The organism is Marimonas lutisalis, assembly GCF_005434965.1.
In the GTDB taxonomy this organism is placed as follows: Bacteria; Pseudomonadota; Alphaproteobacteria; order Rhodobacterales; family Rhodobacteraceae; genus Marimonas_A; species Marimonas_A lutisalis.
The window spans coordinates 75,625-91,864 of the sequence record NZ_SKCI01000001.1 but is presented as its reverse complement, the minus strand read 5'-3'; the positions used below and the strand labels follow the sequence as shown (position 1 = coordinate 91,864).

15 protein-coding genes are annotated in these 16,240 nt (G+C 61.7%); 10 read left to right on the top strand and 5 right to left on the bottom strand.

Translation table 11 applies throughout. The features are described 5' to 3' along the window. Positions 1–268: 268 nt before the first annotated feature. Positions 269–1,453, bottom strand: a complete 1,185-nt coding sequence (locus tag E0501_RS00425; protein WP_137699391.1) for a GlxA family transcriptional regulator — start codon at positions 1,451–1,453, stop codon at positions 269–271. A gap of 129 nt (positions 1,454–1,582) precedes the next feature. Between E0501_RS00425 and E0501_RS00420 the strand changes: the two genes are divergently transcribed. The 4 genes from E0501_RS00420 to E0501_RS00405 all read left to right on the top strand — a co-directional run bounded on the left by E0501_RS00420 (position 1,583) and on the right by E0501_RS00405 (position 4,776). Then, positions 1,583–2,866: an FAD-binding oxidoreductase gene (locus E0501_RS00420; RefSeq protein ID WP_161594516.1), complete on the top strand. Its 1,284-nt coding sequence runs from the start codon at positions 1,583–1,585 to the stop codon at positions 2,864–2,866. A gap of 87 nt (positions 2,867–2,953) precedes the next feature. Further along, entirely contained in the window at positions 2,954–3,952 is a 999-nt protein-coding gene (locus E0501_RS00415) for a homocysteine S-methyltransferase family protein (protein WP_137699389.1), read from the top strand. Positions 3,953–4,105: 153 nt separating this feature from the next. Continuing rightward, positions 4,106–4,288, top strand: a complete 183-nt coding sequence (locus E0501_RS00410) for a hypothetical protein (protein WP_137699388.1) — start codon at positions 4,106–4,108, stop codon at positions 4,286–4,288. After that, positions 4,285–4,776 carry a deiodinase-like protein gene (locus E0501_RS00405; protein WP_137699387.1) on the top strand — a complete coding sequence of 164 codons (492 nt, stop codon included), beginning with the start codon at positions 4,285–4,287 and terminating at the stop codon, positions 4,774–4,776. Before E0501_RS00410 ends, E0501_RS00405 begins: the two co-directional genes overlap by 4 nt. 121 nt (positions 4,777–4,897) lie before the next feature. Here the strand turns inward: E0501_RS00405 and E0501_RS00400 are convergent, their stop codons facing one another. After that, positions 4,898–5,530: a glutathione S-transferase family protein gene (locus E0501_RS00400; RefSeq protein ID WP_137699386.1), complete on the bottom strand. Its 633-nt coding sequence runs from the start codon at positions 5,528–5,530 to the stop codon at positions 4,898–4,900. Between the two features lie 130 nt (positions 5,531–5,660). On the opposite strand from E0501_RS00400, the gene E0501_RS00395 reads away from it, so the two are divergent. The 3 genes from E0501_RS00395 to E0501_RS00385 all read left to right on the top strand — a co-directional run bounded on the left by E0501_RS00395 (position 5,661) and on the right by E0501_RS00385 (position 9,556). After that, the gene (locus tag E0501_RS00395) at positions 5,661–6,617 is read left to right on the top strand and encodes a LysR substrate-binding domain-containing protein (protein WP_137699385.1); all 957 of its coding nucleotides are present in this window, start codon (positions 5,661–5,663) and stop codon (positions 6,615–6,617) included. A gap of 424 nt (positions 6,618–7,041) precedes the next feature. Beyond that, a complete protein-coding gene (locus tag E0501_RS00390) occupies positions 7,042–8,229 on the top strand; it encodes a type III PLP-dependent enzyme domain-containing protein (protein WP_137699384.1) in 1,188 nt (395 codons plus the stop codon). 4 nt (positions 8,230–8,233) lie between these two features. After that, positions 8,234–9,556: a DUF3326 domain-containing protein gene (locus E0501_RS00385; protein ID WP_161594515.1), complete on the top strand. Its 1,323-nt coding sequence runs from the start codon at positions 8,234–8,236 to the stop codon at positions 9,554–9,556. A gap of 53 nt (positions 9,557–9,609) precedes the next feature. On the opposite strand, the gene E0501_RS00380 is transcribed toward E0501_RS00385, so the two are convergent. Both E0501_RS00380 and E0501_RS00375 read right to left on the bottom strand, forming a co-directional pair. After that, the gene (locus tag E0501_RS00380; RefSeq protein ID WP_137699382.1) at positions 9,610–10,329 is read right to left on the bottom strand and encodes an aspartate/glutamate racemase family protein; all 720 of its coding nucleotides are present in this window, start codon (positions 10,327–10,329) and stop codon (positions 9,610–9,612) included. Further along, positions 10,326–11,027, bottom strand: coding sequence for a GntR family transcriptional regulator (locus E0501_RS00375; protein ID WP_137699381.1), 702 nt, complete (start codon positions 11,025–11,027; stop codon positions 10,326–10,328). The genes E0501_RS00380 and E0501_RS00375 overlap by 4 nt, the downstream gene beginning before the upstream one ends. Before the next feature lie 106 nt (positions 11,028–11,133). Between E0501_RS00375 and E0501_RS00370 the strand changes: the two genes are divergently transcribed. Continuing rightward, positions 11,134–12,831: a thiamine pyrophosphate-binding protein gene (locus E0501_RS00370; RefSeq protein ID WP_193555865.1), complete on the top strand. Its 1,698-nt coding sequence runs from the start codon at positions 11,134–11,136 to the stop codon at positions 12,829–12,831. On the opposite strand, the gene E0501_RS00365 is transcribed toward E0501_RS00370, so the two are convergent. Next, the gene (locus E0501_RS00365) at positions 12,828–13,721 is read right to left on the bottom strand and encodes a LysR family transcriptional regulator (protein ID WP_137699380.1); all 894 of its coding nucleotides are present in this window, start codon (positions 13,719–13,721) and stop codon (positions 12,828–12,830) included. The two genes, E0501_RS00370 and E0501_RS00365, sit on opposite strands and share 4 nt — an antisense overlap. 102 nt (positions 13,722–13,823) lie before the next feature. Between E0501_RS00365 and E0501_RS00360 the strand changes: the two genes are divergently transcribed. Then, positions 13,824–14,951 carry an enolase C-terminal domain-like protein gene (locus E0501_RS00360; protein ID WP_137699379.1) on the top strand — a complete coding sequence of 376 codons (1,128 nt, stop codon included), beginning with the start codon at positions 13,824–13,826 and terminating at the stop codon, positions 14,949–14,951. Then, positions 14,948–16,213 carry an NAD(P)/FAD-dependent oxidoreductase gene (locus tag E0501_RS00355; protein ID WP_137699378.1) on the top strand — a complete coding sequence of 422 codons (1,266 nt, stop codon included), beginning with the start codon at positions 14,948–14,950 and terminating at the stop codon, positions 16,211–16,213. The genes E0501_RS00360 and E0501_RS00355 overlap by 4 nt, the downstream gene beginning before the upstream one ends. The last annotated feature ends 27 nt before the right edge of the window (positions 16,214–16,240 follow it).

The following is a 16,240-nucleotide window of genomic DNA, read 5'->3' as shown; positions in this document are numbered from 1 at the left end:
TTGCCACTTAGGCAACCAATCATTGCTTGTTCTCTACAGTTTGGCAATTCGTCGACAGGAAGCGGACTTTCTCCGCAGGTGCGAGCCGGTCATGCCGTGCAAAAGGAAGCCGACATCAGATAACCTTGAAGCGGGGATATGCTCTGCACTGCCGTAGGGGGCCGCTAGGAGCCCTTCTCGGACCTTAGCGTAAGACGCAGCATTTTGTGCGATGGCGTCCCCGGCCAACTTTCGGCGCACAGAGAATACCTATTATTAATCCCGGAAATCAGACCGGGATTGTATCCGGGGAATACTTGCTGGCCAGCGCTGCGAGATTCTGGAACTTTTTTCGATAAGCAGCGGGGCTGAGTCCAACCCGTTTCTTGAAAATCCGTCGGAAGGAAGAACTGTCCTCGTAGCCGACCGCTGTCGCGATATCATCGATCTGGCGGTTGTCGCGTTCAAGCTCCTGCTTGGCCTCTTCGATGCGCAGCGCCTGCACGTAGTCCATGGGAGTGTAGCCAGTGGCTGACCTGAACCGGCGCGCGAAGGTCCGGGCGCTGAGACCCGATCGCTCGACCATCCGCTCGACTGGGTTAGAGCATTCGTAATTCTCAGCGATCCATGACTGGCATTCTGCAATCAGAGCATCCTTGACCTCCATCGGGCGTGTCATGACCGCGTAGGGTGATTGCCCCTCGACGTGATCGGTCATCAGAAAGACCTTGGCGGTATCGACGGCGTGCCGATAGCCGCAAAAGCGTGCAATGAGATAGAAGGCGAGATCATGCCAGGCACTTACGGCCCCGGCGGTGACGATCCCGGCGCTTTCCGCTTTGAGGCACAGAGCCGAGTTCTCGACGAAGGTGACCTTTGGATAATACCGGTGGAACATGTCCCGATAGGCCCAGTGCGCCGTCGCCTCGCGGCCTTCCAGTATCCCGGAGTCGGCAAGCACCAAAGATCCGGAACACACGGATGACACCAGAACACCCGCAGCATGTATCTCACGAAGCCACGCGCATTCCCTTGGATACCGGCCGGTGGGCACCGCTGTGACGGCCACATACATGTCACAGACGATGACCGCGTCTGGGCGTTTTCCGGGCGTAGCAAGATCGTTCAGGCTCAAATGAGGCTTTACGGGAATGTCGCCCACGCAATTGAAAGGTTGCCCGTCCGCTGACGCTATCTGCACCTCAAGCAACTCGCGCTCCGGCGCTCCCTTGACCAGTTCTGGATAGACGCCCCCCACGGTTGTTAAGACATCGTAAAGCCCGTAGAGGACCATGGCCGATGTCTCGGGCGAAGCCAGCAGCACAATCTTCGGACGCCGCTGCGAGGATTTCCTGTTCTCTGTCACTTTCGGCACGGTCCTGTCGTTATGTGCGAGTACCATTGTCAAATCTCGCACGTTTTCATCCTTTTTGCCACTGTCTTCGCTGGAAACCCTGTCCAATAGTTGATCCATACATAACGCAGGGAGGCTCTAATGGACGCCCAGAGAATTTCGATAGATCACCTCAAATCCGATTTCGCAGGCCGCGTTCTGACAGAAGCAGATGCCGGTTTCGATGCCGCTCGACAGTTGTGGAACGCGATGATCGATCGCCGCCCGTCGGCTATCGCCCAGTGCCGCGGCACAGCGGATGTTATTCAAGCGGTGCGTTTCGCGACGGCCCTGGACCTGCCGGTGTCCATCCGGGGCGGCGGCCATAACGTAGCCGGCCACGCCGCGTGCGACAGCGGCATCATGATCGATCTCTCGCAGATGCGCACGGTCCATGTCGATCCTCAGAAACGGATCGCCGTGGTCGAGGGAGGTGCGACATGGGCGGAGGTGGATCGGGAAACACAAGCCTTCGGTCTGGCCACACCGGGCGGGCTGATTTCCGAGACAGGCGTGGCAGGTCTCACGCTCTCGGGCGGTTTTGGCCACTTGCGGGCGCGCCACGGCCTGACGATCGACAATCTGGTCGCAGCGGATGTCGTGACCGCTGAGGGGAAACTCGTGCGCACCAGCGCCGATGAAAATCCGGATCTGCTGTGGGCGTTGAAAGGCGGAGGCGGGAATTTCGGCGTTGTCGTGCGCTTCGAATTTGCGCTGCATCCGGTCGGCCCAGAGGTTCTGTTCATCGCTCCGATCTATGCGGTCGAAGATGGCCCCGGACCGATCCGCGCATGGCGCGACTACGTCGCTCAACATGATGAGGATCTCGCGATGATCTGCGAATTCTCGACCGTGCCGGAAGACGACGATTTCCCGCGCGAGGCATGGGGCAAGAAGGTCTTCGCTCTCGTAGGTATCGCCACAGGTGCGCCGGATGCTGCCGAGGCTCTCGCCAAACCGCTTCGCGAACTGGGGCCCCTGGTGACGGATTTCTCTGGCCGTATGCCCTATAACGACATCCAAAGACTGTTTGACGCACAAACACCCTTTGGCGAGATGCGCTGCTACTGGAAGGCGCGCTATCTCACCGATCTACCTGACGAAATGATCGATCTGGCCATGGAAAACGCCCTGCGTGCACCTTCGCCCAACACGATTTCGTCCCTGTGGAACATGGGCAGCGCGGTCCGGTCCGTGCCGCCGGGCGCGACGGCCTTTGGCGACCGGTCCATGGGCTGGATGTATTCCGCTGACGGCGTCTGGGCGAACGCCGCTGATGACGACGCGAATATCGCATGGGCTCGCGACAGCTGGGCGTGCGCCGAGCCTTTCGGCCATGAAGGTCGCGCTTACCTGAACTTTCCCGGCCATGGCGAGGACAGCGCCCTGACCCGCGCGGCATTCGGCGAAAACTACGACCGTCTCGCAAGGATCAAGGCGCAGTACGACCCGGGCAACATGTTCCGTTTCAATCAGAACATCGAACCGCAATAGTAAAGCCTGTCAGATCGGCAGGATTGGCGTCCGCCTCGTAGGTTTCCGCCAATCCGCCCGTATTCGGACCCAACCGAGGAGACGTCCATGTCTTTCAGCCATCCAACCCCATATGATGATCTCATCTATCTGACGGAGGGCGGGTTCGAGACCGAACTCCTATATCTGCATGGTATCGATCTGCCCTGTTTCGCCGCCTTAGCGATCCTCTCAGATCCCGCAGAACGCGCCATTTTCAGGGGTATCTACGAGCGTGTCTGCGATGTTGCCGCTGCCGAGAAGACTGGCCTGCTGCTTGGCTGGATCGGCTACCGGGCAAGCCTTGACTGGGGCGCCAAGCTCGGCCTGTCGCAGGATGGGCTGAAGGAGGCGACCCTTGTGGGCATCGACTTTCTCAAAGAGCTTCGAAAATCCTACATCGGGCAGGTTCCCGATTTCCGCATCAACGAAGGGCTTGGCCCGCGCGGCGATGCCTACAGCACCGGCGGCGCCATTACGGAAGCCGAGGCCGAGGACTACCATTCGGTTCAAATCGAAACCGTCAAAGGCAAGGTCGATCTGGTCTGGGCGGCCACGCAGAAAAACATTCCCGAGGTGATCGGGATGGCACGCGCTGCAAAGGCCTTGGGTCAACCCCTCGCCGTCTCATGGAGCCTGAACAGCGAAAGCCGTCGGAACTCAGGTCCAACCCTCGAGGAGGCGGTTACTCAGGTCGACGCTGCGGTGCCAGGTGGTGTCGCATGGCATTCTATAAACTGCTCGCATCCACTTGAATTCGAGCCCGCGCTTGCGCCGGGAACGTGGCTGGAACGGCTCCGCTGCATTCGCCCGAATGCCGCCGCGATGGACAAAATTGCTCTGTGCAAGCTCGGGCACATTGAAGACGGCGACCCCGTGGAACTCGGCCGCCAAATGGGCGGGGTAGCGGAACGTTTTCCGTGGATGGATATTTGGGGCGGGTGCTGCGGTACGGATCACCGCCATCTTGCCGAAATCGCGAGGAACGTAAAGGCCGTCAGAAAGGCAGCGTTCGAAAGGTCACCGGATTTGGAAGAAGCGGCCGCAGCCGGTAACGCCACAGGTTAATCCACACAGCCGTTGTCCAACATTCTCGTTATTTCTGCCGCGCAGCGAACGGCAGCTTCGTCCGCTGAGCAGTCGTAACTGAAGAAGCTAGCGAACGTCCGCTACAGACTTCTTGGCCAAGCGTGGTAGGTTTGGCGTGGTGGAGGAAGAAAAATGAGCAAAATTGCATTCAGTATGCGTGATCAGATGGACAGCATGTCCGATGATGAATTCCAAGATGCGATGAGCCTAAGCAAAGCTGATTTTCTTGACTATCTCGATAACGCAGCGGCGGCGGAAGAGAGATGCCAAGCCAACATAGGTGAAAGGGCTCCTGACTTTTCAGCAACGTTTTGAAACGGGATGGAAGGGTTTCATCCGATTTATTCACGTTGTCTAGTCTGCGTGGTGCGCCTGTCTCGTTGATTTTCGGCAGCTACACATGTCCCATATTTCGTCGTCAATCCGAGCGTATGAAACATTTGATTGGCGAATTCGAAAACTCAGTTCAGTTCGTCTTCGTTTACACTCTGGAAGCGCATCCGACAGACGGATGGAACACAAACTCAAACCGTGCCGACGGAATTATGTACGCTCAACCATCAGATATGAATGAGCGAGCCAAGGTGGCCCATGATTGGCGAACGGCTTACAGTTTTCACAGCCAAGTGGTCCTGGATTGGCCAGACAATCGGATAAATGAAGGTTATGCTGGAGCACCCGAGCGCTTGTATGTTCTCGACGCCAAAGGGGTCGTCACCTTCAAGTCTGAGCAAGGCCCATATCACGATAGTCATCTCGAGGATTGGGCAGCAGCCTTAAGAAACGCCACGACAAGCCCTTAGAACATCCAGTCTTGCCTTATCGGGAGCACTGCTCACCAGGCGGAAAAGGAATGTCAAATGAAGCTGCTTCGTCCGTCAAACAGCTATTGGAGCAAACCGCAGAGATTGACCGCTTGTATTTTCAGGTCAGCGGCAGTGCATGTGTCTTCATTGCTGCCTTGTAGGAACAGCTTTCGTTCACAGCCTTGCAAAGCGCACCAAGCTTGGATCGTGAACTAAAGAGAGACTTTTTGTCGGCGTGCCACTCTGTCAGCATTGTGACGTAGAAATCCAGCGCGGTCATACCGCTCGCGATAAAGTAAGGACCGCCCGCAATAGCCTCTTCCATGACATCGAAAAAGGCATCGTAATCGACAGACGCTTTTGCGCCGACTTCCTCAATCGCTTTGCTGCTGTTCGCATAACGCTCGGGGTGCCCGAGGCGTGCTGCAGTCATGTAACCTGAGGTCGTCATGACATTCAGCCAAAACAGAAACTCTCCACGATTATCATCGCCGGGCGCCGGAGTGACCCCAGTCTCAGGGTACATCTCGCCTAGTAGCATAACAATCGCGGCAGTCTCTCCAATCGTCCTGCCATCCGCGTAGCCAAGAGCCGGTATCCGGCCGGTTGGGTTTAGCCTCAGGAAATCTGTGGCGCGATGTGCGTCAGCGCCCATGTCCACATAGTGCAGTCGATATTCTGCACCAATTTCTTCAAGGACGGCCTGCACCACAATCGAGCCTGCCAGATGTTCCCAATAAAGCGTGAACATGTCGCGTCTTCCCAATGGTTCCGTTTTCGTGGCGGCATCCTGTGCCCCAATGCTTAGTATGGGCGGGTGCGCGCGCTTTGCACGCGTGATTTAGTTTGGATGCACTAAAGGAGACCTTTAGGCTATCGGCATGCATCTTTCTCATTTGAACGCTTTGCGCGCTCTGGACGCTACATTGCGGCATGGGAGCTTTTCACTGGCCGCCAACGAACTTGGAATTACTCCGGCTGCTGTTGGGCAAAGGGTTCGGTCTCTAGAACTTTACCTCGGCAAAAGTCTGTTCATTCGCTCTAGCGCGGGCATCGAGCCAACTGAGGGTGCGTTGCGGGTTCAGGATTTATTAGAAGACGGCTTTGCAAGGCTTGCCCAGGCATTTGAGCAACTGAAGCCGAACGACGCGGCTGGCCGTCTACGCATTACCCTGCCGGAGTCCTTTTCGGAAAATTGGCTATCGCCGATGCTTGTGGAGTTCCACCTGCAATACCCGGATGCGGACTTTTACTTTGACCCATCCAATCGCGATATCGACTTGGTGAGAGAAGACTATGATCTTGCGATCAGATACGGTCCAACCCGTGACACTGTATTGGAAGAACGCGTGTTGTTCGGTGATTTTGTTGCCCCAGTATGCTCACCCGCTTTTGCAGACCAGCACGGGTTGGGTCCGGACGCGCGATCGCTAAAGGGTGTACCGCTCATCCACGTCACCAATCGCACCAAGGACCCGGGATGGCTGGACTTCCAGGCATGGGGCGATGCCTTCGGGTTTGACCGCGATCATCTAAACCATGGTGTACGCATCTCGAAAACAGGTTCAGGGCTTCAAGCGGCGGCAGTTGGTCAGGGTTTGGCGCTTTGCGGCGTTGTGGAGGCATTCCATGCGTTGAAAGCTGGGGCGCTCATTCTGCCATTCGGCCCGTCAATGATGTGCAGGACAAAGTACGCCTATCGACTCCTATGGGCGCGATCCCGGGCGAACTCTGATCTGCGGGCACTATTCGTCGAATGGATCGCAGACAAATCAGACCGTTTCGTCGGTGAGTTAGATGCATACCTCGCTTCCCAAGGCTCAAGAGCGTCCGGCTAGATTGCCCGTCTGTTGCCGTAATATGTTTGCACCACGGCACGCCCAAAATGCCGACGGAGCCAGCACAATCTAGGCAGGGACTAACGAAGCTTATGACATTCGAGAAATGAACTCAGTTTGCGAAGGTACGCCCTAGAGCTTTTGCTTTCACGAGACTTGATAACGCAGCCTTTCCGCCACGGATCTGGCCTCTGCCACCGTGCCGGCAAGGAGCTGATCCCCGGATCACGCAGCGCGTCCAGTGCATTCCCATCGGCGACAGGATCACCGTCGCCGCTCTCGCCGGCGTCCCCCAGTCCAAGATGCCCCCCAACCGGCAACCGGAAAAATTGACCGACATCAACGACCCGCCGGAAAGTTCTTCCTAGAAAGGTTTCAGGAAACGGCCGCTCGCGTAGTCGGCGGATCAGCAGGAGCGATTTCCATGCCAGATAGCCTAGTGCCCCCGAAACCGCCGGAAGGGCGGCAGATTCCGCACGGTGCGGTCGAAACCCCGGCCTATGTCTTTGACGAAAAAACCCTGGTCACAGATGTGACAGCGGCGCGCGATGCCTCTGCCCAGGCCGGTGCAAACCTGCTCTTCGCAATGAAATCCTGCGCCTTTCCCATGGCGTTGAAACGCCTCGCCGATTTCACCGCAGGCCTGCACGCAAGCTCGCTCTTCGAAGCCAGGCTCGCGCGCGAGGTGCTTGGCCCGCAGGGCCTGATCCACCTCACCACCCCCGCCATCGTGCCTGCCGAGATCGACGAGCTCGCGGCCCTGTCGGACATGATTTCGCTCAACTCTCTGTCGCAATGGGACCGGTTCAAACCGTCGGGCAGCACGCGCGCCGCCTTCGGTCTGCGCGTCAACCCCGAGATTTCGCTGATCCAGGATGAACGCTTCGATCCCTGCCGCCGCCATTCCAAGCTCGGCGCGCCGCTGTCGGACCTACGCGAAGTGCGCAAGAACGAGCCCCGGCGGCTCGACGGGTTGACCGGTCTGCTCATCCATTCGAATTCCGAGTCGACGGATTTCGATGACCTGCGTCTGACCGTCGAACAGCTCGACCGCTATATTGGCCCACTGCTTGAGCAGCTCCAATGGATCAACCTCGGCGGCGGCTACATGTTCCGGCCCGGCACGAACTACGCGCCATTTGATCAGGCCGTCGATCTCCTGCGCTCCAAATACGGGCTCAAGGTCTTTCTGGAACCGGGTACCTCGATCATCCGCGACTCCGGGCGCCTGGTCGCCACTGTGGTCGATCTGTTCGCCAGCGGCGGCGCCACGGTCGCGGTGCTCGATGCCAGCGTGAACCACATGCCGGAAAGCTTCGAATTCCAGTTCGAACCCGCTGTTGCCGGTGACAAGGAAGGCCAGCCCCACAAATACATCCTTGCCGGTGCGACCTGCCTCGCCGGTGATATCTTCGGTGAATACGCCTTTGCCGAACCGCTGGAACTGGGCGCACAGGTCATCGTGGAAGAGGCCGGCGCCTACAGCATGGTCAAGGCGCACATGTTCAACGGGGTGAACCTGCCCTCGGTCTACTGGCACGCCGCCGATGGCAGCTTCACCTTGTCACGGCGCTATGAGTTCGAAGATTTCAAGGCCAGATGCGGAGTATGACACCATGAAAATCCACGAAAAAGACATCCGGATCCCCGCTCTGTGCGCCTCCGACGATCCTTTGGCTGCCGCCACCGACAGCGTCGCCGACGCGCTCGGCCCCAACTGCATCGCCAACCGCTTCGTCGTCACCAAGTCGGACCCCGATTTCTGTCACTGTGAAGTCGGCCTGATCGAAGATGCCAGTGACGCCCAGCGCGAAAAGCTGGGCTCGATCTTCGATTTCCGCCAGCGCGGCCCGGAAAACCGCTCCAGCTTCAACGCCGCCTTCCTGGTTCCCACCGGTATCGGCTCGACCATCGGCGGGCACGCGGGCGACGCCACGCCGGCCGCCCGCGTGATCGCCACGCTCTGCGACCGGGTCCTGCTGCACCCCAACGTGGTCAACGCCTCCGACCTGAACGAGATGCCGGAAAACGCGCTCTACGTCGAAGGCAGCGTTCTATCCCGCCTTTTCATGGGCACCATCGGTCTTCAGCCGGTGCGCGCCAACCGGGTGCTGACGGTGATGGACAACCACCCCGAACCCCAACTGCGGGATTCCACGATCAACACCGTCAACGCCGCCCGGGCCGTCTTCGGGCTCACCACCGGCCCAACCGTCCTGCTCGACCCGCCGGTCCGGCTCTCGGCCACTTACACCGCGTCGGGCCGTGCCTCGGGCATGGTCGAAGGGGTCGACCACCTCTGCCGACTGCTGGAAGAACGTGCCGGCACCTATGACGCCGTGGCCTTTGCCACCATGATCGATCTGCCGGTGCAGTATCACACCGAGTATTTTGAAAGCGACGGCGAGATGATCAATCCCTGGGGCGGGGTCGAGGCGATCTTCACCCACGCCGTATCAAGCCTCTTTGATGTGCCTACGGCCCATGCCCCGATCGACGAAAGCCTCGAGATCGCCCGCATGTCGGTGGGCCAGGTCGATCCGCGCATGGCCGCCGAAGCGATTTCCCTGACCTACTTCCAATGCGTGCTCAAGGGCCTGCGGCAAAGCCCCCGCATCGTGCATCCCACCGCGCAGGGCTGGCCCAAAGACGCGATCACGGCCGAGGACATCTCCTGCCTCGTCATTCCCGACAAATGCATCGGCCTGCCGACGCTCGCCGCGCTCAAGCAGGGCATCACCGTCATCGCCGTGCGCGAAAACGAAAACATCCTCGAAAACGATCTCACCCACATGCCCTGGGCGCCGGGCCAGTTCTTCCAAGTGGACAATTACTGGGAAGCCGCCGGTGTCATTGCCGCGTTGCGCCAGGGGCTTGATCCGTATTCGGCCCGCCGCCCCTTTGCCAAGGCCGCACTTGAGGTCTACGGGCAGAAGTAGGCAAACCGGTTTCGCGTCTTCTGTCGCCGCAAACTATGCAAGGCGGACCGCGTCTAACGCAATTCGAAGACAGGTGGCACCAGCGATTGCCGGAACCACGTCACCAGCGTCACGATCGAGAAAACCGGCAGGCCGGTCGCCCGCGCGATATCGGGCGCATAGGGCGACATGTTGGTGCATTCCAGAACGATCGCGCCCAGCTCAGGATTGGCTTTCTGCAGGGCCAGCGCCGCCTCCACATTGTCGGCCCGCGCCGCCTCCACGTCCAGGAACTCCTCATTGTCCAGGATCGCGCGGGTAAACTCGCGCCCGCCCTCCGTCGTGCCGATCGGCGTACCTTCGGGCACCCGTGCGCGCTCCAGGTGCAGCGGTGTCAGGCTCGTGGCCGAAATCGTCAGCACACCCGCGCGCCGCCCCCTGGGCAGTACCCGGTTCACCTGTTCCACCTGCATCAGGGATGACGTCACCACCGGCACGCTCACCGCCGCCGCCAGTTCCTCCTGGAACAGCGCCAGGAACCCGCAATTCGTGGTGATCCCATCCACCCCGTCGCGCTCCAGCTCCTGCGCGGCGGCAATGAATGCCTCAAGCATCCCTTCCGCGCCGCGACGTACCACCCGGTCGGGCGATGCATCGCGCACCACCTTGTAGTGCACCGGGAAAGGCCAGGTCAGCGCATTGCCCATATCCCCCGGGATCCGCGGGAACCGCGCATCCAGCATCAGGATCCCGACCGAGGCCCCGTAAACCGCCTTGCCGCCCTGCACCTTCATGCCGCATCCTCTGTCAGCACCTGGTCCTGCAACACTTCGCCGCCATCAAGATAGATGTTGGCGATCCCCTCGCGGACCGAGGCCAGGATCTGGTCCATCCGCTTCTCGATATGCTCGCCCAGAAGCCGCGCCGCCTTGTTCGCATTGCGCGCCTCCAGCGCGTCCATGATCGCCATGTGCTGCTTTTTCGATTTCTTCACCCGCGCCTGCATCTCGATCCAGCGGATGAACCGGATGCGCTCGTTGATATGCTCCAGCTGCGCGGTCAGCTCGGCATTGCCCGCCAACCGCGCGATGCCCACGTGAAACGCCTCGTCCCGCGCACAGGCCTCCGCCACGCTCAGTCCCTGCGTCTCCAGCCCCCGCGCATAAAGTTCCTCGCGCAAGCCGCGCAATCCCTCGTCGCTGGCCCGCTCACAGGCCGCCCGTGCGGCGGCCATCTCCAGAATGCGGCGCAACTCGAACAGGTCGAAAATCTCCTGCGCTTCCAATCCGCGGCAGTAAAATCCCTGCCCCGCGCGGAATTCAAAGAACCGCTCCGACACCAGCCGGTTCAGCGCCTCGCGCAGCGGCGTCCGGCTCACCCCGAACTCCCGCGCCAGCGCGCCCTCGTTGATCCGGTCCCCGGGTTTTACCTCGAAGGAAACCGCCTTGGCCTTCAGCCAGCGGTAAATGTCCTCGACGCGCCCTTCGCTCATGGCGTTCCCCTTATCTCGTGTCGCGCTCCGGCATGCCATGCCCCGGGCTTGAAATCAATATGCAAACCTGTATACAGGCCTAAATACCAACCCGGAGATCCCCGCCATGCGAGACGCACAACACAACCAGATGACCGGCGGCGAGGCGCTCGTGCGCATGCTCGAAGCTTACGGCGTGCGCCACATGTTCGGGCTCTGCGGTGATACAACCCTGCCCTTCTATGACGCGCTGGCGCGGCTCGATCACCAGATCACCCATTTCCTCACCCGCGATGAACGCCATGCCGCCTACATGGCCGATGGCTATGCCCGCGTCACCGGCAAACCCGGCGTCTGCGAAGGGCCTTCCGGCGGCGGCGCCACCTACATCCTGCCCGGCGTGGTCGAAGCCAACGAAAGCTCGATCCCGATCCTCGCCATCACCTCGGACGTCGCCACCACCTCGCGCGGCAAATACCCCCTGACCGAGCTTGACCAGCCCGCGCTCTTCAAACCGCTGACCAAGTGGAACGCCTCGCTCGACGATGCCGCGCAACTGCCCGCCATGCTGCGCACGGCGTTTGCCCAGATGACCACCGGCACCCCCGGCGCGGTGCATCTCTCGCTGCCCTTCGACACGCAAAAGGCCCCGGTCGACGCCGACGAGATATATGCCGACCCCGATCACACCCATTTCCCCGCCGACCGGCAGGCCCCCGATCCCGCCGCGATCGAAGAGGCCGCGGCGATCCTCGCCAAAGCGCAGAACGCCATCGCGATCTGCGGCGGCGGCCCGGTGATCGCGGGCGCCGACACCGCGCTCGCCCGCGTCGCGCGCGCACTCGACATGCCGGTCGCCACCACCGTCTCGGGCCAGGGCGCCATTGCCGAAACCGATCCGCTGGCCCTGGGCGTCGTCGGCTCCAACGGCGGCATCCCCGCCACGCGCGCCACGGTCGACGCCGCCGATGTGGTGCTCTTCATCGGCTGCCGCGCGGGCTCGGTCACCACCGAACGCTGGCGCTCTCCGGCCAAAGGTACCACCGTCATCCATATCGACAGCGATCCGGCCGTGCCCGGCACCAACTACGACACCGCCGTGTCGATCGTCGCCGATGCCCGCCTAGCGCTCGACGCTCTCGCCGACGCGCTGGAAGCCCGCAAGTGCACTGCCCAGAACGGCACCACCCGCGCCGCCGCGGCGTGGACCGCAAAACAGGCGCAATTCGCCCCCCTCGCCGCCAGCCGCGAAACCCCGATCCGCCCCGAGGCGGTGATCGCCACGCTCATGGACGTGCTCGATGACGATGCCATCGTCGTCGCCGATCCCGGCACCCCCTGCCCCTATTTCAGCGCCTATTACCGCTGGCCCCGCGCAGGCCGCCATTTCATCACCAACCGCGCGCACGGGGCGCTCGGCTATTCCATCGGTGCGGCCATGGGCGCCCATGTCGGCCGGCCCGATGTGAAAACCATCGCCGTGATGGGCGATGGCTCCTTCGGCTTTGCCTGTGGCGAATATGAAACCATGGTGCGCCACCGCATGCCCATCACCTCGATCGTGTTCTCGAATTCCACCTTCAGCTGGATCAAGGCGGGGCAGAAATCGGGCTTTGGCGAACGCTACTACAACGTCGATTTCAACCGCACCGATCACGCCGCCGTCGCCTCGGCCTTCGGCGTCAAATCCTGGACGGTGCGCGATCCCGATGACCTGCGCACCGTGCTGGCCAAGGCGCTGGCGCATGACGGGCCAAGCCTGGTCGACATCCACTCGCAGTCGCTGTCCGAAGCGGCGGCACCCGTTTCGGAATGGGTCGCCTAAACCGCGTAATCCGCCAGGCTCTCTTTCAGCTGGGTCAGGAATTCCTGTCCTACCACCGACAGCGGCCGCTGCCGTGACGTGATGATCGCCAGGTCCAGTGTCACCTGCGGCGCGAACTTGCGCGCCACAAACCCGCCCTCGAAATCGAACGCGGTGGTAAACGGATCAACCAGCGCCGCGCCGAACCCCTGTTTGACAAAGCTCAGCGTGTTCTGGTGCAGATGGGTGTGCACGCGCGGGTTCCACACCGCGCCCGCGCGGTCGAACGCATCGCGCGTCCGGCGATAGGTCATGTGCTCGGGCCCCATCACCACGAAGGGATAACCATCCAGGTCCTTCGGCGTCAGCTCCTCGCGCGCGGCCAGGTCGCTGCCGTCCGGCACCGTGCACAGGCATTCAAACCGGAACACCTCGGCCTCGAATACGTCGCGCTGCACCGGCACCTCGCAGATGCCGATCTCGAACAGACCCGCCTGCACCCATTCCTGGATCCGCGCCGAATACTGCGCCTGGTAGGAAATCGACAGGTTGGGCCGGTCCCTGGCAAACCGCGCGATCTCGCGCGGCATGAACCCGATCGACAGCGCGTGCGGCGCGGTCACCTGCAGCTGCCCGGCCTTCTGGTTCTGCAAATCGGTCACCGCCTGTGCCACGTGATCGAGGCCCCGCACCACCGTATCGATTTCCTGGAACAGCACGCCCGCCTCGGGCGTCGGCACCAACCGCCCGCGCGCCCGTTCGAACAGCGTCAGCTGTGTTTGCCGTTCCAACTGGCTCAGCAGGTTGGAAATACCGGGCTGCGAAATGCCCAGATGCGCCGCCGCCCCGGTCACCGTGCCGGTCTCGATCACCGCGTGAAATGCCTGCAACTGCCGAAATCTCAGGGACATGCGCGCGATTCCATCAAAAAAACTTATACCCTGCCCATAACATCTTATTTGAAATGATGCACGCACCCCGGCAACCTGTGTGCCAAGGAATGGGGGAGTCGTTTGTCCGAACTGGACCAGAAAATCACGGGGTTCGATGTCTGGCATCTGGCGCTGCCGGTGACCTCGCGGCGCGATCACGGCATCGGCACAGTGGAAGACACCTGCGAAATCGTGGTCCTGCGGCTCACCGCCGAAGGCGGCGCACAGGGCTGGGGCGAAGGTTCGCCCTGGTCCGTCTTCACCGGCTCACCCGAGGCCAGCTTCGCCGCGCTCGACCGCTACCTGCGCCCGCTGGTGCTGGGCCGCCGCGTCTCCGACCGCGCCGCGATCATGGCCGACGCGCTCTATGCCGTCGCCCACGCGACCGAGGCCAAGGCGGCACTTGAAAGCGCGCTTCTCGATCTTTCCGGCCAGATCACCGGCCTGCCCGCCCATGCCTTCCTGGGCGGCAAATGCCGCGATCGTATCCCGCTCTCGGTATCCATCGCCAATCCCGATTTCGAACAGGATCGCGCCCTTCTCGACCGCCTGGTCGAAGACGGCATCGGCCTGATCAAGCTCAAGGCCGGCTTCCGCGACCACGCCTTCGACATCATGCGCCTCGAACAGATCGCCCGCGATTACCCCTCGCTCTCGGTGCGCGTCGATTACAACCAGGGCCTTGCCCCGGATGAGGCCCCGGCGCGCGTGACCGACGTGGCGCAGTTCAAGCCCGATTTCATCGAACAACCCGTTCGCGCCCACCATTTCGGCCTGATGCGCACCCTGCGCGGCATGATCGACGTGCCGCTCCTGGCCGATGAATCCGTTTTCGGCCCCGAGGACATGATGCGCGCCACCGCCGAAGGGATCTGCGACGGCGTGTCGGTCAAGATCATGAAATCCGGCGGCCTATCCCGTGCCCAGCAGGTCGCCGCCATCGCCGCCGCCAACGGCCTCACCGCCTATGGCGGCGACATGTTCGAAAGCGGCCTCGCCCATCTCGCCGGTGCCCACATGATTGCCGCTACCCCGGCGATCACGCTGGGGTGCGAGTTCTACCAGGCCTCCTATTTCCTCGCCGAAGATATCCTGGACATGCCCTTCCAGGTCGACGCCGGCCAGGTGATCGTGCCCGACACGCCCGGCCTCGGCGCGCGGCCCGACATGGGCCGGATCGCCCGATACGCACAGGCGGGCCCCGCATGACCGAGAAAAAGACCATCGCCATCATCGGCGCGGGCATCGTCGGCGTCTCCACCGCCATCTGGGCCCAGCGCGACGGCCATAATGTCATCCTGATCGAGCGCGAAGCGCAGGCCGGCGAAGGCACCTCCTTCGGCAATGGCGGCGTGCTCGCCTCCTGTTCGGTCGTGCCCGTCACCGTGCCGGGGCTGATGAAGAAAGCTCCGAAGATGCTCTTTTCCCGGAACGAGCCGCTCTTTCTCAAATGGGGCTACCTGCCGCGCCTCGCGCCGTGGCTCGCGAAATACCTCTCGCATGCCAACGCCGCCGACGTGCGCCGCATCGCGCAGGCCGTGCATGGCGTCGTGGGCGACAGCCTCAATGAACACCTCGCCCTAGCGCAGGGCACCGGGGCCGAGAAATGGATCGAGCCGTCAGATTATCTCTTCCTCTACCGCGACCGCGCCCATTATGAGGGCGATGCCTTCGGCTGGGGCATCCGGCGCGATCTGGGCTTTCACTGGGATGAGATGGAGCGCGACGCGCTTCAAGCCTACGACCCCTGCTTTTCCGACGAGGCCGGCTTTGCCGCCCGCCTGGGCGATCACGGCCGCATCTCCGACCCAGGCCAGTATGTCAAAGACCTCGCCGCGCATGTGGTGGCCAACGGTGGCCGGATGATCCGCGCCACCGTCACAGATTTCGTGCGCGATAACGGCCAGATCACCGGTGTCCGCGCCGAAACCTCCTCGGGCGCCGAAACCATCGCCTGCGATGCCGCCGTGCTCGCCACCGGCGCCTGGTCGAAACAGCTTGGCGCGAAACTCGGGCTCTCAATCCCGCTGGAAACCGAACGCGGCTATCACCTCGAACTGTGGGAGCCCCCGGTCATGCCGAAATCCCCGGTCATGGTCGCCGCGGGCAAATTCGTCATGACACCGATGCAGGGCCGCCTGCGCCTGGCCGGCATCGTCGAATTCGGCGGGCTGGACGCGCCCGCGTCCTCTGCACCGATCGCCCTGCTCAAGCGTCAGCTCGCGGGCATCCTGCCCCAGCTCACCTGGTCGCATGAAACCGAATGGATGGGTCACCGCCCCGCCCCGGCCGATTCGATTCCCGCGATCGGCGCGGTTCCGGGCCTCAAGGGCGCCTATCTCGGCTTCGGACATCACCATATCGGCCTTACCGGCGGGCCGAAAACCGGCCAAATCTTGGCCCGGCTCCTCTCAGACCGGACCCCGAATGTTGACTTGGAGGCCTACTCCCCGTCACGTTTCATTCAGTAACGTAACCAACCCGGGCTCGACCCGGAC

Excerpts from the sequence above, each read along its gene's own strand:
- E0501_RS00355 (WP_137699378.1), top strand. The coding sequence starts at position 14,948 with ATGACCGAGAAAAAGACCATCGCCATCATCGGCGCGGGCATCGTCGGC.
- E0501_RS00380 (WP_137699382.1), bottom strand. The coding sequence starts at position 10,329 with ATGAAGGTGCAGGGCGGCAAGGCGGTTTACGGGGCCTCGGTCGGGATC.
- E0501_RS00410 (WP_137699388.1), top strand. The coding sequence starts at position 4,106 with ATGAGCAAAATTGCATTCAGTATGCGTGATCAGATGGACAGCATGTCC.
- E0501_RS00425 (WP_137699391.1), bottom strand. The coding sequence starts at position 1,453 with ATGGATCAACTATTGGACAGGGTTTCCAGCGAAGACAGTGGCAAAAAG.
- E0501_RS00415 (WP_137699389.1), top strand. The coding sequence starts at position 2,954 with ATGTCTTTCAGCCATCCAACCCCATATGATGATCTCATCTATCTGACG.
- E0501_RS00385 (WP_161594515.1), top strand. The coding sequence starts at position 8,234 with ATGAAAATCCACGAAAAAGACATCCGGATCCCCGCTCTGTGCGCCTCC.
- E0501_RS00390 (WP_137699384.1), top strand. The coding sequence starts at position 7,042 with ATGCCAGATAGCCTAGTGCCCCCGAAACCGCCGGAAGGGCGGCAGATT.
- E0501_RS00370 (WP_193555865.1), top strand. The coding sequence starts at position 11,134 with ATGCGAGACGCACAACACAACCAGATGACCGGCGGCGAGGCGCTCGTG.
- E0501_RS00420 (WP_161594516.1), top strand. The coding sequence starts at position 1,583 with ATGATCGATCGCCGCCCGTCGGCTATCGCCCAGTGCCGCGGCACAGCG.
- E0501_RS00395 (WP_137699385.1), top strand. The coding sequence starts at position 5,661 with ATGCATCTTTCTCATTTGAACGCTTTGCGCGCTCTGGACGCTACATTG.
- E0501_RS00365 (WP_137699380.1), bottom strand. The coding sequence starts at position 13,721 with ATGTCCCTGAGATTTCGGCAGTTGCAGGCATTTCACGCGGTGATCGAG.
- E0501_RS00375 (WP_137699381.1), bottom strand. The coding sequence starts at position 11,027 with ATGAGCGAAGGGCGCGTCGAGGACATTTACCGCTGGCTGAAGGCCAAG.
- E0501_RS00400 (WP_137699386.1), bottom strand. The coding sequence starts at position 5,530 with ATGTTCACGCTTTATTGGGAACATCTGGCAGGCTCGATTGTGGTGCAG.